Source organism: Agromyces sp. NPDC057679, assembly GCF_042799635.1.
Lineage (GTDB): Bacteria > Actinomycetota > Actinomycetes > Actinomycetales > Microbacteriaceae > Agromyces.
This window is the reverse complement of the sequence record NZ_JBHVIK010000001.1, coordinates 560,305-582,764: the sequence shown is the minus strand read 5'-3', so window position 1 is coordinate 582,764 and position 22,460 is coordinate 560,305. Positions and strand designations below refer to the sequence as shown.

The following is a 22,460-nucleotide window of genomic DNA, read 5'->3' as shown; positions in this document are numbered from 1 at the left end:
TGCGCGCGGTGCGCACCACGCACGGAATGAGGACCAATGAAGCTCGCCATCGTCGGCGGAGGATCCACCTACACGCCCGAACTCATCGACGGGTTCGCCCGGCTCCGCGACACCCTGCCGCTCGAGGAGATCCGGCTCGTCGACACCGACCCGCACCGGCTCTCGCTCGTCGCGGGGATGTCGCGGCGCATGCTCGAGCATGCGGGACATCCGGCCGCCGTGATCGGCACCACCGACCTCGTCGCCGGCGTCGCCGACGCCGACGCGGTGCTGATCCAGTTGCGCGTCGGCGGGCAGGACGCCCGTCACGCCGACGAGACCTGGCCCCATGAGGCCGGCTGCATCGGCCAGGAGACGACGGGGCCGGGCGGCCTCGCCAAGGCGCTCCGCACCGTGCCGGTCGTGCTCCGCATCGCCGAGGTCGTGCGCGCCCACGCGAAGCCCGACGCCTGGATCGTCGACTTCACGAACCCGGTCGGCATCGTGACGCGGGCGCTGCTCGAGGCGGGCCACCGCGCCGTCGGCCTCTGCAACGTCGCGATCGGGTTCCAGCGCCGCTTCGCCGCGATGTTCGACGTCGACCACGACCGGGTGAACCTCGGCCACGTCGGGCTCAACCACCTGACCTGGGAGCGCAGCGTCGTCGTCGACGGCGAGGACCGGCTGCCCGGCCTGCTGCAGCACCGGATCGGCGACCTCGCCGAGGAGGTGCACCTCGCTCCGGCCCTCATCGCCCAGCTCGGTGTCGTGCCCTCGTACTACCTGCGCTACTTCTACGCGCACGACGAGGTGCTGCGCGAGCAGCTGCGCGAACCCACCAGGGCCGAGGCCGTCCGCGCGATCGAGCGCGAGCTCCTCGAGCTCTACGCCGACGTCGCCCAGCACGAGAAGCCCGCCGCCCTCGAGGGGCGCGGCGGCGCGTTCTACTCGGAGGCGGCGATCGAGCTCCTCGCGGCGATGCGCGACGGCGGGAGCCGCTCCCGCGTGGTCAACCTGCGCAACGACGGCGTGCTGCCGTTCCTGCCCGACGACCACGTCATCGAGGTGCCGGCCGTGTTCCGCGACGGGGGATTCGTCGCGGAACCGGTCGCGCCGCTTCCCGACGACATCCGCGGGCTCGTCTCGGGGGTCGCCGGATACGAGCGGCTCGCGCTCGACGCGGCGCTGCACGGCGGTCGGGATCGCGTGCTCCGCGCCATGCGCGCGCACCCGCTCGTGCTGCAGCACGACCGGGCCGAGCAGCTCACCGACCTGCTCCTGGCCGAGAACGCGCGCTTCCTGGAGTGGGCGTGACCGGGGGCGCGGCGGGCGTCGCCGAGGATGCCACGGCGCCGCCGGTCGTCGTGGCCGTCGACGGCGGCGGCTCGAAGACCGACGCCGTCGCGCTCACGCTCGACGGCGACCTCGTCGCGCACCGGCGCGGCCCGGGGTCGAGCCCGCACTTCGAGGGGCTCGGCGCCTCCGTCGCCCAGGTCGACGGCCTCGTGCGGCAGGTCGCGGGGGAGCACCCCGTCGCGCACACCGGCCTCTACCTGTCGGGCCTCGACCTGCCGGTCGAGATCGAGCAGTACGCCGGCGCGATCGCGGGCCTCGGGTGGGCCGCTGGGGCCGTCGTCGAGAACGACCTCTACGCGCTCCTCCGCGCGGGCACCGACTCGCCCGACGCGGTCGCGGTCGTCTGCGGCACCGGCGTGAACGCCATCGGCGTCCGAGCCGACGGCGCCGTCGTGCGCTTCCCGGCACTCGGGCCGCTGTCGGGCGACTGGGGCGGTGGCTCGGGGCTCGGCGAAGCGGTGCTCTGGCACGCCGCGCGCGCCGTCGACGGCCGCGGGCCCGACACGACGCTGGTCGACGAGCTCCTGCGCGGGCTCGGGGTCGCCTCGGTGCCCGAGCTCATCGAGGAGCTCCACTTCGGGCGGCGCGACTCCTCCGAGCTGACCGCCCTCGCCCCGGCGGTGTTCGACGCCGCACGTGCCGGAGACGCCGTCGCGATCGCGCTCGTCGACCGCCAGGCCGACGAGATCGCCGCGTTCGCCCGGGCGAGCCTCACGCGGCTCGGCCTCCTCGAGCGGCCGGTGCCGGTCGTGCTCGGCGGCGGTATCGCCCAGTCTGGCGACGAGCGCCTGCTCGGGAGAGTCCGGGAACGCCTCGCCGAGGTCGCGCCGCTCGCGCGCCTCTCGATCGTGGACTCGGCGCCCATCGTCGGCGCAGCGCTGCTCTCCCTCGTCGCGGCGGGCGCCGGTGAAGCGGCGCTCGAGCGAGCCCGTACCGCGGTCGCGATCGCGGCGGCCGAGGCGACGGTGCTCGTGCCGTAACGGGCGCGTTCGGCGGGACGGCCGGACGGCGGGGTGACGGCGCCGACGTCAGGGCGTACGCTCGGCGCATGGGCATCCCGCAGCGATTCTCACTCGTGACCCTCGGCGTCGCCGACGTCGAGACGGCCACCGCGTTCTACCACCGGCTCGGCTGGCGCGAAGCCCGCTCCACCGTCGCCGGGGAGATCACCTTCTTCGCCACGCCGGGCGGCGTCCTCGCCCTCTGGGAGACGGCCGAGCTCGCGAAGGACGCGGCGCTGCCGACCTTCCACGCGAACGCGCCCGGGTTCAGGGCGGTGGCGCTCGCCATCAACCTCGCCTCGCGCGAGGAGGTCGACGACGCCGTCGGCGACTGGGTGCTCGCCGGCGGCTCGATCGCGAAGGCGGCCTCCGAGACCGAGTGGGGCGGATACAGCGGCTACGTCGCCGACCCCGACGGCAACCTCTGGGAGCTCGCGCACAACCCCGGTTGGCCGCTCGACGAGCGAGGCCTTCCGCAGCTCGGCTGACCGCGCAGGGGCGCGCCGAGTCATCCGAGGAAATGGGCCGGTCAAGGGCACCCTCGAAGCCCATCTACACTGGAACCCGTGAATTCAGAGGAAACCGTCGACGTCGTTCTGATCGGCGGGGGCATCATGAGCGCGACGCTCGGCTCCCTCATCTCCCAGTTGCAGCCCGACTGGACGATCCGCGTCTACGAGCGCCTGGGCGAGGTCGCGCAGGAGTCCTCCAACGCCTGGAACAACGCGGGCACCGGCCACGCGGCGCTCTGCGAGCTCAACTACATGCCCGAGAACGCCGACGGCAGCGTGAGCTCGACCAAGGCGGTGTCGATCAACGAGCAGTTCCAGGTGAGCCGCCAGTACTGGGCCTACCTCGTCGCGAAGGGCGCGTTGCCCGAGCCGCACAACTTCATCAACTCGGCCCCGCACATGACCTTCGTCCGCGGTGCGGCGAACATCGAGTACCTGAAGAAGCGGGTCGAGGCGCTGAAGGACGAGCCGCTCTTCCCCGACATGGAGTTCACGGAGGACCTCGAGCGCATCGCCGAGTGGACCCCGCTCCTCGCGAAGAAGCGCAATCCTCGCGCCCGCGTCGCGGCCACGCGGATGGAGGCCGGCACCGACGTCGACTACGGCGCGCTGACGAAGTACCTCATGCACGACATGGAGCAGCGCGGCGCCTCCATCCAGACGAACCACCAGGTCACCTGGCTCAAGCGCCTGAAGGACGGCCGGTGGAAGCTCCGGCTCCGCCACACCGTCGGCAACACCCCCAAGACCGTGATCGCCCGCTTCGTGTTCGTCGGTGCGGGCGGCGGCGCGCTCGCGCTGCTCCAGCACTCGGGCATCCCCGAGATCAAGGGCTTCGGCGGGTTCCCGATCTCCGGGCAGTTCCTGCGCACGACCAACCCCAAGCTCGTCGCGCAGCACCACGCCAAGGTCTACGGCAAGGCCGCCGTCGGCGCCCCGCCGATGTCGGTGCCGCACCTCGACACCCGCGTCGTCGACGGTGAGACGGCGCTGTTGTTCGGTCCGTACGCGGGCTTCACGCCGAAGTTCCTCAAGACGAGCACCTGGTTCGACCTGCCCTTCTCCATCCGCCTGCACAACCTCGGGCCGATGCTCCAGGTCGGCCTCAAGAACTTCGACCTCGTGAAGTACCTCGTCGGCGAGCTCATGGCGAACCGCGAGAAGAAGATGAAGGCGCTGCGCGAGTTCATGCCCACGGCCAAGACCGAGGACTGGGAGCTCATCACCGCCGGCCAGCGCGTGCAGGTCATGAAGAAGGACCCCGAGAAGGGCGGCATCCTGCAGTTCGGCACCGAGGTCATCACCGGGGCCGACGGCACGATCGCCGGTCTCCTCGGCGCCTCGCCCGGCGCATCGACCGCCGCGCCGATCATGCTCGACGTGCTCTCGCGCTGCTTCCCCGACCGCATGGCGGAATGGGAGCCGAAGCTCCGCGAGATGATCCCGAGCTACGGCACCGAGCTCTCGGCCGACCCGGCCGCCGCCGAGGCGTCGCTGAAGGCGACCGCCGAGGTGCTCAAGCTCTCGGCCTGACGATTCGGCTCGTGCCGGCGGGGGCGCCTGTTTGCGCCCGCGCCGGCACGCTGCTACGGTCGTACACGCTATGAAGTGAGCACACCCCCTCGTCCCGCGCCTGAGGCGCCGTTGACGTCGGGTGTGCACACGGTCCTGATCGACCCGTGCTGATCGCGACTGCGGTCTCGTGCACCCACGCCCGGCAATGCCCGGCGGGATCCACTCCGCTCCCGAACGGTCGCCGCATCCGCAGCGAACGCGCGGGCCGAGGTGTCGCACGCGACGCCCCGGCACCGCCGGTGCACCGGACGGACCGCGTCGTCGCCGTATCCGGCGGCCGTTCGGGAGCCCTCGCGAAGGGCGGACCCCTTGGCTGTACACCTCTCTTTCTCCAACCATCTCCGGGCCGACGGACTCTCGGTCGCCTACCCCGACCGGCGCGTCTTCGCCGACCTCGGCTTCACCGTCGCCCCCGGCGACCGGCTCGGCCTCATCGGCGAGAACGGCGTCGGCAAGTCGACGCTGCTGCGGCTCCTCGCCGCCGACGACGGCCCGGATGCCTCGGCCGCCGGCCCGCTCGCACGCGCCGACGTCTCGGGGCGGATCACGCGCCCCCGACGCACCGGCCTGCTCACGCAGGAGCTGCCGTTCGCGCCCGATGAGCGCGTCGATCTCGTGCTCGAGGCGGCCCTCGCCCCGGTGCGCGCCATCGAACGGGAACTCGACGCCGCGGCCGAGGCGCTCGGCGCCAGTGCGGATGCCGACGCCGCATCGGCCGAGCAGCGCTACGCGGCCGCACTCGACGCCGCCGAGCGGGCCGAGGTGTGGACCGCCGAGGCCCGTCGCGACGAGCTGCTCGACGGGCTCGGCGTGGCCGGGCTGGGGCGCGGGCGGCGCATCGACGAGCTCTCGGGCGGGCAGCGCTCGCGCTTCGCCCTCGCGGCGCTGCTGCTCTCGGCGCCCGACGCACTGCTCCTGGACGAGCCGACGAACCACCTCGACGACGCCGCGGCCGAGTTCCTCGAGGGGCGCCTGCGCGCCTTCGCGGGGCCGGTCGTGTTCGCGAGCCACGATCGGGCGTTCCTCGATCGGGCGGCGACGGGCCTGCTCGACCTCGACCCGGGGCGCCAGGGCGCGCTCGCGGCGTCCGCCGCCGACGGGTCATCGGGCACCCTCGGCGGGACGGTCTTCGGCGGCGGGTTCAGCGAGTTCCTCGGCGTGAAGGCCGAGGAGCGGGCGCGCTGGCAGCGGCAGTACGACGACGAGCAGGAGGAGCTCCGGCGCCTGCGGTCCTCGATCGGCGGGACGGCGCGCAACGTCTCGCACGGGCGGGCGGCGACCGACAACGACAAGTTCCTCAAGTACTTCAAGGGCGAGAACGTCGAGCGCTCGATCGCACGCCGGGTGCGCAACGCCGAGCAGCGGCTCGCGACGCTCGAACGCGAGCAGCTGCGGAAGCCCCCTGCACCCCTCGAGTTCGCCGGCATCCCGTCGGGATCGCATGCGCTCGAGGAGTCCGCCGGGCTGCTCGTGCAGCTCGACGACGTCGAGGTCCCGGGCCGGCTGCGGCTCGAGCGGCTCCGGCTCGAGCCGCTCTCGCGACTGCTCGTGACGGGGGCGAACGGGGCGGGCAAGTCGACGCTGCTCGGCGTGCTCGCCGGTTCGATCGCCGCCGACCGGGGAGCCGTGCAGCGGCGGAAGGGGCTGCGGGTGCAGCTGCTCGAGCAGGACGTCCGTTTCGGCGACCCCGCGGCGACGCCGCGGGCGACGTACGAGCGGGTGCTCGGCGAACGCCGGGCCGAGCAGGTGCCGCTCTCGGGCCTCGGCCTCCTCGCGCCGCGCGACCTCGAGCGGCCGGTCGGCGCGCTCTCGGTCGGGCAGCAGCGCCGGCTCGCGCTCGCGCTCGTCCTCGCGCGCCCGCCGCACGTCTTCCTCCTCGACGAGCCGACGAACCACCTCTCGCTCGCGCTCGCGACCGAGCTCGAGGAGGCGCTCGGGGGCTACCCCGGCGCCGTCGTCATCGCGAGCCACGACCGCTGGCTGCGCCGGCGCTGGTCGGGGGAGCGGCTCGAGCTGCACCCGGGCAGCACGGCCCCCGTCGCGGTCGCCGGCTGAGCAGGCGGGATGCCTCGGGGTGCGTCCCCGAGGCATCCCGATCTTCGGGCAGCCGATCGCCGCGCCCTTGCGCGATATTCGAATGTATGTTCGAATGAGTGAATGCGGTGGAGCGGGCAAGAACTGGGAGTCGACCAGGTCGACGCCCTGCCCGGCCTCGCCCGGCTCAACAACCTCGTGCGGTCGGTGCAGACACCCGAGTTCGCCGGCGTCACCTTCCACGAGGTGCTCGCGAAATCGGCGCTGAACCGGGTGCCGGGCCAGTCGATGATGCCCTTCGGGTGGACCATCAACCCGTACCGGGGCTGCAGCCATGCGTGCGTCTATTGCCTGGATCCGACGACGGGGATCACGATGGCCGACGGCCGTACGAAACCGTTGTCCGAGGTCGCGGTCGGCGACGAGGTCATGGGCACCCGAACGATCGGCCGCTACCGCCGCTACGTGCCCACGGTCGTCCTCGCGAAGTGGTCGACGCGAAAGCCGGCGTACCGAATCCGTCTCGCGGACGGCACCTCGCTCATCGCGAGCGGGGATCATCGGTTCTTGACCGACCGCGGGTGGAAGCATGTGACCGGTGCGATGTCGGGGGGCGCGAGACGCCCGCACCTCACCCTCGGCAACTCGCTCGTGGGGTTCGGCGGCGGAAGCGCCGAACCCGTGCCGGAGATCACCTCGGACGACTTCCGACGCGGGTACCTGACGGGTATGGTCCGCGGCGACGGGACGATCCTGCGGCGGCGCTACCCGCGGACGAACGGCGGTTCGTATGTCGCCAACAGGTTCCGACTCGCGCTTGCCGATGTGGAGGCGCTCGAGCGCTCGGCCGACTACCTCGAGCACTTCGGAGTCCGGACGACGACCTTCCAGTTCTCGACGGCGACTGAAGCGCGGCGGGCGATGATGGCGATCCGAACGTCCAAGGCGAGCGATCTCGACCTCATCACCAGCCTGATCGAGTGGCCCGACGACCCGTCCGAGGGCTGGCGAGCGGGGTATCTCTCGGGCGTCTTCGATGCTGAGGGTTCCTGCTCACGCGGGGTTCTCCGCATCAGCAACTCCGATGAGGAGATCCTCACCGAGATCGAGCGCGCTCTGTCCACCTTCGCGATTCCGCATGTCAGAGAGGCGCCGCGGGCCAACGGCGTCTCGAACGTTCGCGTCAGGGGCGGGCTCCGTGCCAGAAACGCCTTCTTCGCGATCAGCCGCCCGGCGATCAGTCGAAAACTCGCACTCGCGGGTGCGACGGTGAAGACCATGGCCGACCTTCGCATCGTCTCCATCGAGCCGCTCGGCACGACGCTCGACATGCTCGATATCACGACGTCGACCGGTGACTTCATCGCAAACGGCGTCGTGAGCCACAATTGCTTCGCCCGGCCGACCCACAGCTACCTCGACCTCGACGCGGGCGACGACTTCGACCGTCAGATCATCGTGAAGGTGAACGTCGCCGAGGTGCTGCGGCGCGAACTCGCCCGGCCCTCGTGGCGGCATGAGCCGGTCGCGCTCGGCACGAACACCGACCCGTACCAGCGGGCCGAGGGCCGCTACGAGCTCATGCCGGGCATCATCGACGCACTCACGACGAGCGGTACCCCGTTCAGCATCCTCACGAAAGGCACGCTGCTGCGCCGCGACCTGCCGCTCATCGCGGCCGCCGCCGAACACGTGCCGGTCGACCTCGCCATGTCGATCGCGATCCACGACCACGAACTGCAGCAGTCGCTCGAACCGGGCACGCCGTCGACGAAGGCGCGGCTGGCGACCGTGACGGCGGTCCGCGAGGCCGGGCTCGACTGCGCGGTGTTCCTCATGCCCGTGCTGCCGTATCTCACCGACACCCGGGCGCACCTCGACGAGGCGCTGCGGCAGGTGAAGGCGGCCGGGGCGACGAGCGTGCTGTACGCCGCGCTCCACCTGCGCGGGGCGGTCAAGCCGTGGTTCATGCAGTGGCTCGAACGCGAGCATCCCGAACTGGTGCCGCAGTACCGCTCGATGTACTACGGCAACAACGCCTACGCCCCGAAGGAGTACCGGCGCTGGCTCGCCCAGCGCATCCACCCGCTGATCCGGGCGCACGGGCTCGAACGCGGCATCGAAGACCCGGTGACCGGCGGAGTCCGGTCGACGGCGGAGCCCCGCGACCGCTGGACCCGGCCGGGGGCGGCCGGGCGGCCGAACGGCGCCGGTGCCCGTGCCGGCTCCGAGACGGCGTCGACCACGCTCGAACTCCCCGCCGGGCTGGGTGCGCTCGCCGACCCGGCGGCCCTGTTCTGACCCGCCCTGAGCGGACTGTTCTGACCCGCCCTGAGCGAAACGCTGCGCTCGCGGTGCGTGGAGATGCGCGAATTCCCGCCGGACTGAGATAATTCGCTGAGTCCGATCGGCTCGCGAAGGTCGGGCGCTGCTCGCGAGTGGAGGTTCACGATGAGCCTGGGGTTGCCGGGTCACCTCGCGCGCGACAGTCTGAGTCGAGCGCTCGCGTTCGCCGGGCACTGCGCCGCGTTCGCCTGCCTGACGATCACGATCGTCGTGAGCATCCTCGTCGCGACCGTCGGCGAGCGGCCGACCGGGTGGACGGGGGCGGCGCTCGCCGGAGTGATGCTGCTCGCGCTCGTCGCCGTCGCCATGTACCCGTCCGTCACCCTCACCGTCCTCGCGCTCGTCGTCGGCACCGGAGCGACGATCGCCTTCACGATGCTCGTCATGGAGCCCGGAGGCTTCGAATCGACCAACAACGCGGTGCTCGCGCTCCCGAGGATCGCGCTCCTGCTCGTCGGGGGCGCCGGCAGCGGCTCGCTCATCGCGATCGTCTGGGCCACGCTCGGCTACGCGCTCGGCGAGGCGGCGGCGTTCCTCGGCGTCGCGCTCGTCGGCGGCGCCTACGCCCCCAGCACGGCGGCGGCCGCCGCGTTCGGCATCCTGCTCGTGGTCAGGATCTTCGACGGCGTCTCGCGCCGTTCCGATCCCCGGCAGGAGACCGGGCTGCACCGCGCGAGCCAGCAGACGCGCGAACTCGCCATCCGCCACGACTACGAACTTCGGGCCACCGCGCGACTGCACGACACCGCACTCAGCCATCTCGTCGCGATCGCCGCGGCCGGCTCGGGCACGGTCGACGAGCGGCTGCGCGCCGGGATCCGCCAGGATCTCGGGCTCATCGTCGGCCGGGACTGGGCGATCGACCACTCGGGGCAGGCGGCGGCGAACGATCGCGGCAACCGGCGCGCCGCCCCCGTCCCCGATCCCTCGCCGAACGGGGCGACCGGGCGAGGGCGATTCGCCCGTCGGGGCGCCGGCGGGGCCGCGACGCGATCGAGAACCGCCTCCGAGCCGGTCGAGCCGCGCGGCGACGGCACGACGATGCTCGTGCAGTCCTTCGCCGCGGCGTCGAACGCCGGCCTCGACGTGCGCGTGACCGGTGACCCCGAGATCCTGCACGTGCTCGGGCCGGGGCGCGCGGAGGCGCTCGACGCGGCCGTCGCGCAGTGCCTGATCAACGTCGCACGCCACGCCGGCGTCGACGAGGCCGAACTCGCGCTCGGCCTCGGGGGCGGCGAAGTCACGATCGCGGTGATGGACAGCGGAGTCGGATTCGACGAGGGCGAGGTGCCCGACGACCGCATCGGGCTGCGCACCTCGATCCGCGCCCGCATCGAGCAGCAGGACGGCACCGTCCGGCTGTGGTCGACCAAGGGCATCGGCACCACCATCGTGCTCACCGTCCCGGAGGGCGGAGCATGATGCGCCTGACCCAGCAGGAGGCCGACCCGATCGGCGGCATCACCGCGGCGCCGATCGTGGCGATCGGGGCCGCGCTCGCCCTCGGCAGCGCGGTCGCACTCACCTGGGTCCACCGGGGCGAGGTCGTCTCGCCGCTCGCGGCGATCGTCGCGATCCTCCTCGTCGCGGCGGCCGGAGCGGTCGCCGCGATCTCGGCGGCACCGTCGCGGGCGCCATTCACGGCCGAGCGCCTCTGGGTCGTCGTCACTCTCGCCGTCGGCGCCGCGATCGCCGAGTACACCAGCACCGTCGGCTCCAACCGCTACCTCTACGACGACTTCGGGCCGGTCGTCATCGGGATGCTCATTCTCTCGGTGGCCCCGTACTGCACGTGGGTCTCGCTCGCGCTCGCGGGCGTGCTCGCCTCGATCGTCCTGTCGATCCTCGTCGTCGGCGCCTCGAGCTACGTCGCAGCGGATGCCCCGGTCGGCGCCCTGGTGGCGGTGAACGCGGCGCCGGTCATCGCGCTCTCCGCGGCCGCGGCCGGGTACGCCTACGCGATCATCGCCGAGACCCTCGGCTGGCAGCGCGAGGCGAACCGTGCGGCCCTCCAGCGCGACACCGAGCTGCGGGCGGGCATCGCCCGCTCGGTGCAGCAGAGCCGGGTCTCGGTGCTCGGCCGCGAGGTGCTGCCGTTCCTCGCCGGCATCATGACGGCCGAACGGATCTCGGTGGCCGAGGCCGATCGGGCCCGCGAGCTCGCAGAAGAGCTTCGCCGTGCCCTGCGGGCGGGGCTCGAGTCGACCTGGCTCGACGACCTGGCGACCAATGTCAGGCTGACCCGGGGCATCGAGACCGTCGTCGACGACCCCTCCGGGGCCGCCGACCTGCTCGGCGACGACCAGCGTTCCGCACTCACGGCGCTCATCAGCTGGCTCGCCGAACCGGCGCGCTCCGAACGGGTGGCGGTCTCCCTCGTGAACGATCTCGACGGCGGCCGGATCGTGATCTCGGCCGTTCCGGCGGGTCGCCCGCCGGCCAAACGCGAGATCGATCGGTTCATCGCCGTGGCGCGCGCCGTTTCCTTGGGTGCCGAATCGGCTTCGACGCGAGAGAATGTACGTGTGGAGCTGAGTTATGTCATCGATTGACGAAGGCCCGGAGCATCGGCACCGGCTTGCGATCCTCGACGACCACAGTCTGATCGTCGACAGCCTCGCCCGGTGGTTCGGCGACCGTGCGGCCGATTTCGACGTGGTCGTCACCGCGACCTCGTGGATGGACCTCGTGCGCAGCCCCGAGTTCCCCGTCGACATCGTCCTGATGGACCTCCAGCTCCCCGACGGCGTGTCGATCGAGTCCCGCATCAGGGCGTGCCGCGCCGCAGGCGCCCGGGTGATCGTGGTGACCGCGCTCGACGACGACGATTCGCGCGAGCGCTGCATGGCGGCGGGCGCGGCCGGCTTCGTCTCGAAGACGCTCCCCGCCGAGGTGCTCGTCGACTACGCACGGCGGGTCATGCGCGGCGAGCGACTGCCGCGGCAGGCATCCCGGCCCGGCGCCCGAGCCGTCGGAGCACCGGGGGTGGGCGGCGCGGTCGCGACGATGTCGGGCGTGCACCTCAGCCCCGCAGAAGAGAAGGCGCTGCGCTACTACGCCCAGGGACTCAGCACCCTGGAGGTCGGGCAGCGCATGGACGTCGGCTACGAGACCGCGAAGACCTACCTGCGCCGTGTGCGCGAGAAGTATGCGAAGGTCGGCCGGCCTGCGAGCCGCAAGGCGGAGCTCATCCGTCGCGCGGCGGAGGACGGGTTCCTCGAGTAGATGGCGAAACTGTACTTCCGCTACGGCGCGATGAACTCCGGCAAGTCCACGGCTTTGCTCCAAGCGGCCTTCAACTACGAGGAGCGCGGGCACCGGGTGCTCCTCGCGAAGCCCGCCGTCGACACGAAGGGGGATCGCGACATCGTCTCGCGCCTCGGCGTCGTGCGCGAGGTCGATTTCGTCATCGAACAGGATGCCCCGGTGCTCGACCGCTTCCAGGGGCATCGAACCCGGGTCATCGAGGAGTCGGGCCGCGACGTGAGCTGCCTGCTCGTCGACGAGGCGCAGTTCCTCTCGTCGGAGCAGGTCGACGACCTCCTCCGCATCGCGCTCATCGACGGCATCCCGGTGCTCGCCTACGGCATCCGCACCGATTTCCAGACGGTCGCGTTCCCCGGCAGCCGACGCCTCCTCGAGGTCTCGCACTCGCTCGAAGAGCTGAAGACGATCTGCCGCTGCGGACGCAAGGCGATCTTCAACGGACGCAGCGTCGACGGGCGGTACATCTTCGACGGCGAGCAGGTCGCGATCGACGGCGTCGAGGTGGAGTACGAGTCGCTCTGCGGCGTCTGCTACCTGCAGGAGTCGGGCGGCGTGCTCAACGGGCGGCACTGAACGACACGCAGGACGCCGCGCCGCGCAGCGCGGTGCTGGTGCCGTCCTCCCGTTCGCGTGAAGATGGAGTCGAGGAGGTCGCCGCATGAGCGAGATCGTCGTCGGAGTGAGCGTCGCTGAACGCGCGGGCCTCCTGGCCGTGCGGTGGGCCGCGGAGCGGGCTTCCGCCCGCCGGTCGACGCTGCGCCTCCTCCACGTCGTCGATGAGGCGATCGAGGCGAGCGGCGACGCGGATCTGCTCCTGGCGGTGCTCGACGCAGCCCGCGAGCAGCTGGCCATCGCTGCCGACACCGCTCGTGCCGTCGACTCGTCGCTCGAGATCATCACCGACCTCGAGCAGGGCGCTCCGATCGCCCGGTTCGAACAGCGTTCGCGCGAGGCTGATCTGCTCGTCGTCGCCAGCGATTCGCACGGTGGCAAACGCCCGAGCCGACGCGGCGTGCACAGCCTCCGTCTCGCGGCGGCGAGCCACGCGCCGGTCGCGGTCGTGCCCGACATCGACGTCTCGGCTCGATCCGGCGTCGCGGTCGGCATCGACGGTTCGGAGGTCGGGGCGCGGGCGCTCGAATTCGCCGCCGCCGAGGCGGAGCGGTTGGGCTGTCCGCTCATCGCGGTGCACGCATGGGATCTGGCGCTGATGGCGGGTGGGGAGTACGGCTACGGGGTCTCCGCGTTCGCGATGGACGACCTCACGCGGGCCGCGCACGAGGTGCTCGTCGACGCGCTCGTCCCGCTCGATCGATCCCATCCCGGACTCGAGGTCGATCGCCGCGTGATCGCCGGCGACCCGGTCGTCGCCCTCGCGGACGCCGCGGCCGAGTCCGAACTCCTCGTCGTCGGGAGCCACGGGCGCAGCGCCCTCACCCGGTTCCTGCTCGGCTCGGTGAGTCACGGCGTGCTCGCGCGTCTCGAGGCCCCCACGGTCGTCGTGCGGTGACGGCTCCGGCCGGGGTGGGAGCGCGGGTGCGCGACCGCCCTGCGCCGCGAGTGGACGGCATCGACGCGGCTCGCGGTCTCGCACTCATCGGCATGTTCGTAGCGCACGTCGCGCCGGTGGCGGCCAGCCCCGAGGCCGCCGAGCTCATCGCGATCGCCGATGAGCGCCCACGCCTGCTGTTCGCGCTCACCGCCGGGTTCGGGCTCGGTTTCCTCACCGGAGGCATCCGCCCCGTGGCTGAGGGGCGCGGCGTCCTGCGCCGGCAACTCGCGGTGCGCGCCGTCATCCTGATCGCGCTGGGCCTCCTCATCGCGGCCACCCTCCACCCGCTCGTGTTCATCATCCTCGACGTCTACGGCGTCGCGTTCCTCGTCATGCTGCCCCTGCTCTTCCTGCCGGCCCGCGTCGCCCTCGTCGTCGGCACCGGGCTGCTCGCGGTGGCACCAGGCGTCGCGACCGCGGCGCAGTACAGCCAGGAGCTCCTGGCGGCGAGGGAGGACGGCCCGCGGCTGCTGTTCGACTGGCTGCTCACCGGCGCGTACCCGGTGATCATCTGGGTGCCGGTGATGCTCATCGGGCTCGGGCTCGCGCGTCTGGGGGCTGCGGATCCGCGGGTCGTGCCGCGGTATGCGCTCGCGGGCGCACTCACCGCGGTCGTCATGCTGCCGCTCACCCGCCTGCTGCCCGATGAGGCGGATGCCACGGCTTCACCTGCCGAGCATGCGGTCTCCGCCTCGGCGCTCGCCCTCGGAAACGTGGGCATCGGGCTCGTCATCGTCGCGGCGATGGTGACGCTGACCGCGCTCGCCCGTCCGGCCGTGACGCGGATCGCGGGGGCGGTGCTGTCGCCGGTGACGGCGATGGGTGCGATGCCGCTCACGATCTACACGCTGCACCTCGTGGTGATCTCGGGGGCGAAGCGAGTCGAGGACGGCTTCGTCACCGACGACTCCTGGGCCTTGACGATCGGGCTCATCGTCGGTGGGATGGCGTTCGCGTGGCTCTGGCGGCGATTCCTCGGGCGAGGCCCGCTCGAGCGGCTGCTCCGCGCCGCGAGCGGTCGTTCCGCTCGCTCCGACACCACGGAGTGACGCGCTCGCCGCCTCGGGAAGGAACGACGGGAGCCCCTGCGCTCCCTCGGAAGGGTGCGCAGGGGCTCCTGGTCATGCGCCCGCGGTCAGCACTCCCGCAGCTTCGCGACGTTGCCGCTGAGCACGCCGTCCGATCCGAGCAGCGTGACCTGGCCGGCGCCGAGACGCAGCAGGTCGGCCCGCGTCCCGCTCGCGAGGCACGTCGCCGGCGAGAGGAAGAGCGGTGCCTTCACGCCGCCCGCGAACGCGGCTCCGGCGAGGGCATCGGGGAAGTTCATGCCGTTCGCCACGAAGACCCGACCGCTCGAGGCGAACGCGTCCTTGTTGATCGCGAGGCCGGTGCCGAACCGGTCGCTGCCGGCGACGCGCTTCGTGTCGCTCGCGAAGCCCCTCAGCGACGTGAGCACCGAGTTCGAGACGACGGCGGAGCCGCCGACCACGCGGATCTTGCTCGCGCCGAGCCGCTTGATGAGGGCCGAGGTCGCCGCATCGAGCGACGTGCCCGCGGTCAGCACGACGGGGGAGTCGTAGCGCGCGCTCGCGGCGCTCGCGCCGAGCGCGTCGGGGAAGTTCCCTCCGGAGGCCACGTAGACGGCCGTCGTCGTCGACGGGAACGCGTAGTCGACGACCTTGCGGCTCGTCGCATAGCGGTCCGCGCCGCCGAGTCGGGTCACGGGGGCGATCTTGCCGAACGCGTTCGCGGTCGAGGACGAGACCGCCCCGGTGCCGCCGACGACGATGATCTTCTGCGGCTTCAGACGCTTGAGCTCGGTGAGCAGCGCAGCCGGCGGCGAGTTCTTCGGCGTGAGGAGCAGCGGTCCGCCGCCCTTCGCGGCCGCGGGGGCGGCACCGAGCGCATCGGCGAATCCGTCGCCGGCCGCGACGTAGACGATGGGTGCGGTCGTCGGGAACGCGGACATCGAGATGGCGATCGCCGTGCTGTAGCGATCCGCGCCGGCGAGGCGATCGACCTTCGGCGCCGGGAGCACGGTCACCGTCCCGGTCGCGGCGCTCGACTTCGAGAAGGTGCCGTGCTGGGCCACGATGCTCCAGCTGTGGGCGCCGAGCGCGACGCCGGTGAAGGGAAGCGAGAACGTGCCGCCCGTCTTGGCGAGCTTCACCTGCGACGTCGCGGTGGTCGAGCCGTCGAGGTACAGCGACACGACCGTGCCGCTCGGCGCGGCCGGCACCGAACCCGTGAGCGACTCGCCCGCGAACACGCGGTTGTAGCTCGGGGTCGTGACCACCGGCGTGTTCACCGCGACCGAGAGCTCCCAGCCGGTGTTGTACTCGAGCACGTCCTGGCCGCGCGACGACGTCATCGCGAAGAACGCGGCCAGCGGCTGCGCGGCGCAGGAGGTCGCGCTCGCATTCGAGCCCGAGGTGATGCCGACCGCGTAGTTGCCGACGAGGGCCGCGCCGCCGCTGTCGCCGGGGATGGCGCAGACGTTCGCGATCACCGAGTTGACGTCTCGGCCGCCGACCTGGATCGTCTGGAAGCCCTGCACGGTGCCGCAGGTCCACCCCGTGGTGCGTCCTGACTTGCAGAGCTTCGCGCCGACGACACCCGCTGTAGCGCCGCGAACGGTGACCGGCGTGCCGGCGGTCGGAGCGCCCTTGCCGCCGCCCCAGGTGGAGACCGTGGGCTTCGGCGTCCAGCCGGCGGCGACCGCGACCCGTGCCGAGTCGACGTTCGCGCCGTACTTGACCGTGCCCGGCACGCGGGAGCCGAGGTGTGCGCCGACAGCGCTCAGGCTGTCATCGGGCTTCGACTGCGTCAGCGCGTAGAGCGGCGTTCCGTCGGTCGAGTTCGCCTCGAGGCAGTGGCCCGCGGTCGCGAACTGGTCCGCTCCGTTCGAGGTCGCACGGCCGTTGAACCCGACCGAGCAGAGGCTGATCATGTTGTTCGGGAGCTCGTAGGTCCACCCGGTGCCGCCGACGAGGTCGGCCGCGGCGTCGAAGTCGATGTCGGAGAAGTCGGCATCCATGCCGTCGACCGGCTGGAAGACCGGGGTCGCACCGACGGCGGCGACCGCATCGGCCTGGTCTTCGTCGTCGACGAGCACCGTGAGCTCGGTGCCGTCGAGCACGGCGTCGTCGGTGGGCACGCCCAACGCCGACAGGTAGCCGAGCACGTCGCCCGCGTCGACGGCGGCGTCGGACTGTGCGAGGTATTCGGAGGGGGTGATGCCCAGATCGCTCTCGAGCGCGGCGACGAGTCCGTTCGGCAGGCCGTTCGCCGCCGAGAGGTAGTCCTCGGCCGCGTACTCGCCCATCGTGGGCGTCTCGACGACGAGCCCATCGGGTGCGGTCGTCTCGGAGGCGATGGAGTTCGTCGAGCGCGACTCGGCGAGCGCCGCGGTGGGGGCGGCGATCGCGGTCAGACACACGCCGAAGGCCGTGAGGACGGCCACGGCGGTGCGAGCAGGGGTTCTGGACATTGAACACCTTTCGGTTCGGGTCGGCCCTCACGCTAGCAATCCCGTCGGACGGATGGTGGCCCATGACGAAGTTCGCCCCCGGCGCACCGGCGACGGCCCGCGTCGGGGCACGTGCGGGAGAATGGAGTTCCACGCTCGAAAGGACCAGGATGCGCATCTCGGTGATCGGCTGCGGCTATCTCGGCGCCGTGCACGCCTCGGCGATGGCCGAACTCGGGCACGACGTCGTCGGCATCGACGTCGACCCGGCGAAGATCGCCGCGCTCGCCGCCGGGCGTCCGCCGTTCTTCGAGCCGGGGCTCGCCGAGATCCTCGCCTCCGCGATCGCGACGGGCAGGCTCCGCTTCTCGACCGACATCGCCGATGCCGCCGGCGCGGAGGTGCATTTCCTCGCCGTCGGCACGCCGCAGGCCGCCGACAGCAACGCCGCGGACCTGCGCTTCGTGGACGCGGCCTTCGACGCCGTCGTGCCGCATCTCGCCGAGGGCGCGCTCATCGTCGGCAAGAGCACCGTCCCCGTGGGCACCGCGGGGCGCCTCGCCGAGCGCCTCGCCGAGTTCGCGCCGCACGCCTCGCTCGCCTGGAACCCCGAGTTCCTCCGCGAGGGCTTCGCCGTGCGCGACACGCTCGAGCCCGATCGGCTCGTGTACGGCGTCGGCGACGACCACGCGGCATCCGTGCTCGATCAGGTCTACCGCGCCGCGATCGAGGCGGGCACCCCGCGGATCGTCACCGACTACGCGACCGCCGAACTCGTCAAGGTCGCGGCGAACGCCTTCCTCGCGACGAAGATCAGCTTCATCAACGCGATGAGCGAGATCGCGGATGCCTCGGGCGCCGATGTCACGGCGCTCGCCGACGCGATCGGACACGACGCGCGCATCGGGCGCCGCTTCCTCAACGCCGGCGTGGGATTCGGCGGCGGATGCCTGCCGAAGGACATCCGCGCGTTCACCGCTCGCGCCGAAGAGCTCGGCCGCGGCGAGGCGCTCGCCTTCCTCCGGGAGGTCGACGCCATCAACCTGCGTCAGCGCCAGCGCGCCGTCGACCTCGCCGTCGCCGCCCTCGACGGCAGCGTGCACCGCAAGCGCATCGCCGTGCTCGGCGTCACCTTCAAGCCCGAATCCGACGACGTGCGCGATTCGCCCGCGCTCGACGTCGCCGTGCAACTCAAGGGGCTCGGTGCCGAGGTCGTCGCGACCGACCCCGAGGGCATCGACAACGCGCGGGCGCGTCATCCGCAGCTCGACTACGTGACCTCGACCCGCGAGGCGCTGCGCGGCGCCGACCTCGTCGTGCTCGTCACCGAGTGGCGCGAGTACCGGGCGCTCGATCCGGTGGAGACGGCGCGACTCGTCGCCGGCCGGCGCATCATCGATGGGCGCAACGTGCTCGACGCCGCCGCCTGGCGCGCGGCCGGCTGGGAGTACCGGGGCATCGGGCGCCCCTGAGGCGCCCCGAGAACGACGAAACCCCCTCCGAAATCGGAGGGGGTTTCTACCCGGTCGGGGTGACAGGATTTGAACCTGCGACCTCGTCGTCCCGAACGACGCGCGCTACCAAGCTGCGCCACACCCCGGGGTGACCCTTGCGGGCCTCAACAAGGATAGCCGATAAATCGAGCGCCTCCGACCACTGCGCCGTGCCTCGCCCTCCGCCGCGGCGGGGAGCCGAGGTTGCGGGCATCGGGGCCTATTCGGCGGGGACGAGCGTGATGAGGGTCGCCTCGGGCGGGCAGGCGAAGCGCACCGGGGCGAAGATCGAGGTGCCGAGGCCGGCCGAGACGTTGAGGAACGCCGACCGCAGCCCGTGCCGCCAGACGCTGAGCCCCTTCACCTGCTTGCGCGGGATGTCGCAGTTGGTCACGAGCGCCCCGTAGCCGGGCACGCAGACCTGGCCGCCGTGCGTGTGGCCGGCGAGGATCAGCTGGGCGCCGTGGTTCACGAAGGAGTTGAGCACGCGCTGGTACGGCGCGTGCGCGACGCCGATGGTCACCGTGGGCCGCGCGGTGGGCTGCGGGGTCTCGTCGAGCCAGCTCTCCTCGCCGAGCGGGTCGTCGGCGCGGAGCTCGTCGATCGCACCGGTGATGAGGTCGAGCCGGTCGTACCCCTTGTGCGGATCGTCGACGCCGAAGAACTCGAAGTGCGTGCCCCGGAGGTCGAGGCTCGCGGCGGTGTTGTCGAGGTCCTGCCAGCCGAGCTCGGCGAAGAACCCGTGCAAGGCCTCGATGTCGAGCCGCTTCGCCGAGCGGCGCAGCCGCGACGGGCCCGCGAAGTACGCGAACGGATTCTTCGGTGTCGGGCCGAAGTAGTCGTTCGAGCCGTTGACGAAGACCCCGGGGATGCCCGCGAACGGCTCGAAGGCGCGGCGGATGCCCTCGAGGCCGCGCTCATGGCCGAGGTTGTCGCCCGTGTCGACGATGAGGTCGGGCTCGAGGAGTGCCAGTTCGCGCACCCACTCCTGCTTGTCGCGCTGCCACGGCGCCATGTGCAGGTCCGAGAGGTGCAGCACGCGAATCGGCTGCGCGCCGGCGGGGAGCACCGGCACCTCGGCGCGGCGCAGGGTCCATCGGGTCCGCTCGACGAGCGAACCCCAGGCGAACGCGGCGACGCCCGCCGCGCCGATCGCCAGAGCGATCCGCGCGACGGGCGTCAGGCGGGCGGTCAACCGTTGCCCGGAGGGGTCTCGGGGCCGCCGTCGCCGTTGCCGCCGCCACCGGTGAATCGGCCGATGACGATCGTGACCTTCTGGCCGGGTTTCGCATTCTCGCCCGGGCCAGGGGACTGCGAGATGACGAGGCCGTTCTTGCTCTCGTCGTCCGTGTCCTGCTCCTTGCGGTCGGCCCGGAATCCGGCGGCGCCGAGGGTCGCCTCGGCCTGGTCGGCCTGCATGCCGCTGACGTCGGGCACCCCGGTCAGGTTGCCGCGGCTGATCTTCAGCGAGATCGACGAGCCGCGCGGAGCCTGGCCGGTCGCGGACTGGCTTCCGATCGTGCCCTTCGGCTGCGCCGAGTCGACGTCGCCGTCCATCGACCAGCCGAAGCCGGCGGCCTCGAGCGCCTTCTGGGCCGCCTCGGGGGCGAGACCGAGCACGCTCGGCACGTTCGCCATCGGGGTGCTCAGGTACTTCTGGTCGGGCTCGGCGAACGCGTCGCCGCCGTACTTGTTGTTCGCGACGTCCATGATGCGCGGCCAGATGTTGTGGCGGAGCACGGCGGCCTGCTCGCCGTTGATGTAGGTCTCGCGGAGATTCACGAAGCCGGTGACGTTGTAGACGCCGACGACCGTCGCGACCTTCGAGGAGGCGCCGCTCATCCAGGTGGCGTACGCGTCATCGGTCGTACCGGTCTTGCCGATCATGGGCGTGCCCGCGGTGTCCATGCTTCCGCGCGACGACGTGCCCGTGCCCTCGGTCATCACGCGCTGCAGCGCGTAGTTCATACCCGCTGCGACGTCGGGCGTGATGGCCTGGGTGCAGGTCGACTTCGGGATCTCGACGGCCTTGCCCTCACCGTCGGTGATGCTGTCGATCGCGATCGGGGTGCACGACTTGCCGCCGCCCGCGACCGCGGCGAAGGCGGTCGCCATCGAGATCGGCGCGATCTCCTCGGTGCCGAGCACGGCCGAGGGGCCGAACGGGATGCGGTTGCCGTCCTCGTTGAGACCCTCGCCGAGCGGCTTGCCGTCGGCGCGGCCGGCGCTCATGAGCCCCGTCGCGGTCTTCTTGATGCCGCACAGGTCGAGCTGCTTCGCCATGGCGACGAAGCCGGTGTTCTCCGAGCGGACCGTGTTGTGCAGCGCACTCCAGTAGCCGCCGTTGCCGCCCTCGTCGTTGCGGGGATCCCAGTCGCCCGCGTCCTTGTCGCCGTCGCAGCTGTCCTTGAAGGTGCCCCAGTTGTTGCGCTTGCGGGCGTCCATGCTCTCGTTGACCGAATGGCCCTCCTTGAGCCACTCGCCGAGCGTGAAGATCTTGAACGTCGAGCCCGGCTGGAAGCCGTGCGAGCTGCCGTAGTCGATCGTCGCGTTGTAATTCACGGCGTCGTAGCCGTCGCCGGTCACCTCGGGGTCGACGTTGTAGACGGTGTTCTGCGCCATCGCGAGGATGCGACCGGTGCCGACCTCGACCGAGACGGCGGAGCCGCCGATGTTGGCTTCGGGGATCGAGGTGGGGACGTTGTCGTGCACGGCCGAGTATGCCGCGTTCTGCAGGTCGACGTCGATCGTCGTGTAGATGTCGAGGCCGCCGCGCTCGAGCATGCGGGCGCCCTCGTTGACGTCGGTCGTCTCGGGGTTGTCGAGCTTGTTCTTGATCTCCCACGTGACGTAGTCGCAGAAGTACGCGTAGACGGGCGAGGCCTGGCAGCCGCTCGACGGCGGCACGATCTTCGGAGCGACCGGCTCGGCGATCGCCGCGTCGTGCTCCTCCTGGGTGATCTTCTTCTCCTCGAGCATCTTCCCGAGGATGTAGTCGCGGCGCTCCTTGTTGCGCGCGTACGGCACGGTCTCGCCGTCGACGACCGTGGCCGCGCCGTTGAGCTCGTCCTCGGGGTAGTCGAGCCGGAACTCCTCGGGGCTGTTCACGATCGCGATGAGGCTCGCCGCCTGCGCGAGCGAGAGGTCCTTCGCGTTGGTGCCGAAGTAGTACGAGGCGGCGGTCTGCACGCCGTAGATCTGGCCGCCGAAGCCCGCGATGTTCAGGTAGCCGCCGAGGATCACATCCTTCGAGTACTCCTTCTCGACCGCGATCGCGTACCGCATCTCCTTGAGCTTGCGGTCGACCGAGGTCTTCGTGTGCTTCTCCCACGCCTCGGTGCGCTCTTCGTCGGTCGTCGCCTTCGACATGTCGTTCGCGACGAGCACGTTCTTCACGTACTGCTGCGTGATCGACGAACCGCCCTGGGTGTCGCCTCCGATGACCGTCTTCAACGCGCCGCGCACGGTGCCCGCGATGTCGATGCCGCCGTGGTCGTAGAACCGGGGGTCCTCACCGGCGACGGCGGCGTCCTTCAGGTACTGCGAGATGTACTTGAACTCCACCTCCTCGCGGTTGTCGTCGTAGAAGTACGCCATCGCCGACGGCGTGCCGTCGGGCTTCATCGCGTAGATCGTCGACTTCTGCGCCAGCTCGCCGATCTCGAGGTACCCGGGCAGGTTCTCGAACATCGTGATGCTGTTGTTGGCAGCCATACCGGTCACGGCGAGGGCCGGGGTCACCGCGGCGGTCACGAGGACGCCGGCGAGAGCGCTCATGCCGACGAACCCGAGGATTCCGGAGCCGACGTCGCTCATCGTACGTTTTTGGGCAGACATATAGTGGAGCTTAACGGAGAAGGCTGACAAATCCCGATA

16 protein-coding genes and 1 tRNA gene are annotated in these 22,460 nt (G+C 71.5%); 13 read left to right on the top strand and 4 right to left on the bottom strand.

The genetic code is table 11. The features are described 5' to 3' along the window. Positions 1-36 precede the first annotated feature (36 nt). The 12 genes from ACFVAJ_RS02540 (at position 37) to ACFVAJ_RS02485 (ending at position 14,671) form a co-directional block, all read left to right on the top strand. Positions 37-1,293 carry a 6-phospho-beta-glucosidase gene (locus ACFVAJ_RS02540; RefSeq protein WP_376941223.1) on the top strand — a complete coding sequence of 419 codons (1,257 nt, stop codon included), beginning with the start codon at positions 37-39 and terminating at the stop codon, positions 1,291-1,293. Then, entirely contained in the window at positions 1,290-2,315 is a 1,026-nt protein-coding gene (locus ACFVAJ_RS02535; protein WP_376941222.1) for an N-acetylglucosamine kinase, read from the top strand. The genes ACFVAJ_RS02540 and ACFVAJ_RS02535 overlap by 4 nt, the downstream gene beginning before the upstream one ends. 68 nt (positions 2,316-2,383) lie before the next feature. Beyond that, positions 2,384-2,824 (top strand): VOC family protein, encoded by a 441-nt coding sequence (locus ACFVAJ_RS02530; RefSeq protein ID WP_376941221.1) that lies wholly within the window; start codon positions 2,384-2,386, stop codon positions 2,822-2,824. 78 nt (positions 2,825-2,902) lie between these two features. Continuing rightward, a complete protein-coding gene (locus ACFVAJ_RS02525; RefSeq protein ID WP_376941220.1) occupies positions 2,903-4,381 on the top strand; it encodes a malate:quinone oxidoreductase in 1,479 nt (492 codons plus the stop codon). A 351-nt stretch (positions 4,382-4,732) separates the two neighbouring features. After that, the gene (locus ACFVAJ_RS02520; RefSeq protein ID WP_376941219.1) at positions 4,733-6,478 is read left to right on the top strand and encodes an ABC-F family ATP-binding cassette domain-containing protein; all 1,746 of its coding nucleotides are present in this window, start codon (positions 4,733-4,735) and stop codon (positions 6,476-6,478) included. 102 nt (positions 6,479-6,580) lie between these two features. After that, entirely contained in the window at positions 6,581-8,758 is a 2,178-nt protein-coding gene (locus ACFVAJ_RS02515; RefSeq protein WP_376941218.1) for an intein-containing Rv2578c family radical SAM protein, read from the top strand. Between the two features lie 150 nt (positions 8,759-8,908). Further along, the gene (locus tag ACFVAJ_RS02510) at positions 8,909-10,225 is read left to right on the top strand and encodes a sensor histidine kinase (protein ID WP_376941217.1); all 1,317 of its coding nucleotides are present in this window, start codon (positions 8,909-8,911) and stop codon (positions 10,223-10,225) included. After that, positions 10,222-11,355 (top strand): hypothetical protein, encoded by a 1,134-nt coding sequence (locus ACFVAJ_RS02505; protein ID WP_376941216.1) that lies wholly within the window; start codon positions 10,222-10,224, stop codon positions 11,353-11,355. The genes ACFVAJ_RS02510 and ACFVAJ_RS02505 overlap by 4 nt, the downstream gene beginning before the upstream one ends. Then, on the top strand, positions 11,342-12,028 hold the full coding sequence (locus ACFVAJ_RS02500) for a response regulator (RefSeq protein ID WP_376941215.1): 687 nt from the start codon (positions 11,342-11,344) through the stop codon (positions 12,026-12,028). The genes ACFVAJ_RS02505 and ACFVAJ_RS02500 overlap by 14 nt, the downstream gene beginning before the upstream one ends. Next, positions 12,029-12,643 (top strand): thymidine kinase, encoded by a 615-nt coding sequence (locus ACFVAJ_RS02495; protein ID WP_376941214.1) that lies wholly within the window; start codon positions 12,029-12,031, stop codon positions 12,641-12,643. 85 nt (positions 12,644-12,728) lie between these two features. Beyond that, positions 12,729-13,580, top strand: coding sequence for a universal stress protein (locus ACFVAJ_RS02490; protein ID WP_376941213.1), 852 nt, complete (start codon positions 12,729-12,731; stop codon positions 13,578-13,580). A 26-nt stretch (positions 13,581-13,606) separates the two neighbouring features. Beyond that, complete coding sequence (locus ACFVAJ_RS02485) at positions 13,607-14,671, top strand: heparan-alpha-glucosaminide N-acetyltransferase domain-containing protein (RefSeq protein ID WP_376941212.1); 1,065 nt, start codon at positions 13,607-13,609, stop codon at positions 14,669-14,671. An 86-nt stretch (positions 14,672-14,757) separates the two neighbouring features. Here ACFVAJ_RS02485 and ACFVAJ_RS02480 read toward each other — a convergent pair whose 3' ends face one another. Beyond that, positions 14,758-17,112 (bottom strand): cell wall-binding repeat-containing protein, encoded by a 2,355-nt coding sequence (locus tag ACFVAJ_RS02480; RefSeq protein ID WP_376941211.1) that lies wholly within the window; start codon positions 17,110-17,112, stop codon positions 14,758-14,760. Between the two features lie 149 nt (positions 17,113-17,261). On the opposite strand from ACFVAJ_RS02480, the gene ACFVAJ_RS02475 reads away from it, so the two are divergent. Beyond that, the gene (locus ACFVAJ_RS02475; protein ID WP_376941210.1) at positions 17,262-18,563 is read left to right on the top strand and encodes a UDP-glucose dehydrogenase family protein; all 1,302 of its coding nucleotides are present in this window, start codon (positions 17,262-17,264) and stop codon (positions 18,561-18,563) included. A gap of 54 nt (positions 18,564-18,617) precedes the next feature. On the opposite strand, the gene ACFVAJ_RS02470 is transcribed toward ACFVAJ_RS02475, so the two are convergent. The 3 genes from ACFVAJ_RS02470 to ACFVAJ_RS02460 all read right to left on the bottom strand — a co-directional run bounded on the left by ACFVAJ_RS02470 (position 18,618) and on the right by ACFVAJ_RS02460 (position 22,400). After that, positions 18,618-18,691: transfer RNA gene (locus tag ACFVAJ_RS02470), tRNA-Pro, on the bottom strand. Positions 18,692-18,804: 113 nt separating this feature from the next. Continuing rightward, positions 18,805-19,779: a metallophosphoesterase gene (locus tag ACFVAJ_RS02465; RefSeq protein ID WP_376941209.1), complete on the bottom strand. Its 975-nt coding sequence runs from the start codon at positions 19,777-19,779 to the stop codon at positions 18,805-18,807. After that, the gene (locus ACFVAJ_RS02460) at positions 19,776-22,400 is read right to left on the bottom strand and encodes a transglycosylase domain-containing protein (protein WP_376941208.1); all 2,625 of its coding nucleotides are present in this window, start codon (positions 22,398-22,400) and stop codon (positions 19,776-19,778) included. The genes ACFVAJ_RS02465 and ACFVAJ_RS02460 overlap by 4 nt, the downstream gene beginning before the upstream one ends. Between the last annotated feature and the right edge of the window lie 60 nt (positions 22,401-22,460).

Coding starts and splice junctions, on each gene's coding strand:
- ACFVAJ_RS02505 (WP_376941216.1), top strand. CDS start 10,222: ATGATGCGCCTGACCCAGCAGGAGGCCGACCCGATCGGCGGCATCACC.
- ACFVAJ_RS02530 (WP_376941221.1), top strand. CDS start 2,384: ATGGGCATCCCGCAGCGATTCTCACTCGTGACCCTCGGCGTCGCCGAC.
- ACFVAJ_RS02515 (WP_376941218.1), top strand. CDS start 6,581: ATGCGGTGGAGCGGGCAAGAACTGGGAGTCGACCAGGTCGACGCCCTG.
- ACFVAJ_RS02495 (WP_376941214.1), top strand. CDS start 12,029: ATGGCGAAACTGTACTTCCGCTACGGCGCGATGAACTCCGGCAAGTCC.
- ACFVAJ_RS02510 (WP_376941217.1), top strand. CDS start 8,909: ATGAGCCTGGGGTTGCCGGGTCACCTCGCGCGCGACAGTCTGAGTCGA.
- ACFVAJ_RS02475 (WP_376941210.1), top strand. CDS start 17,262: ATGCGCATCTCGGTGATCGGCTGCGGCTATCTCGGCGCCGTGCACGCC.
- ACFVAJ_RS02480 (WP_376941211.1), bottom strand. CDS start 17,112: ATGTCCAGAACCCCTGCTCGCACCGCCGTGGCCGTCCTCACGGCCTTC.
- ACFVAJ_RS02540 (WP_376941223.1), top strand. CDS start 37: ATGAAGCTCGCCATCGTCGGCGGAGGATCCACCTACACGCCCGAACTC.
- ACFVAJ_RS02460 (WP_376941208.1), bottom strand. CDS start 22,400: ATGAGCGACGTCGGCTCCGGAATCCTCGGGTTCGTCGGCATGAGCGCT.
- ACFVAJ_RS02490 (WP_376941213.1), top strand. CDS start 12,729: ATGAGCGAGATCGTCGTCGGAGTGAGCGTCGCTGAACGCGCGGGCCTC.
- ACFVAJ_RS02500 (WP_376941215.1), top strand. CDS start 11,342: ATGTCATCGATTGACGAAGGCCCGGAGCATCGGCACCGGCTTGCGATC.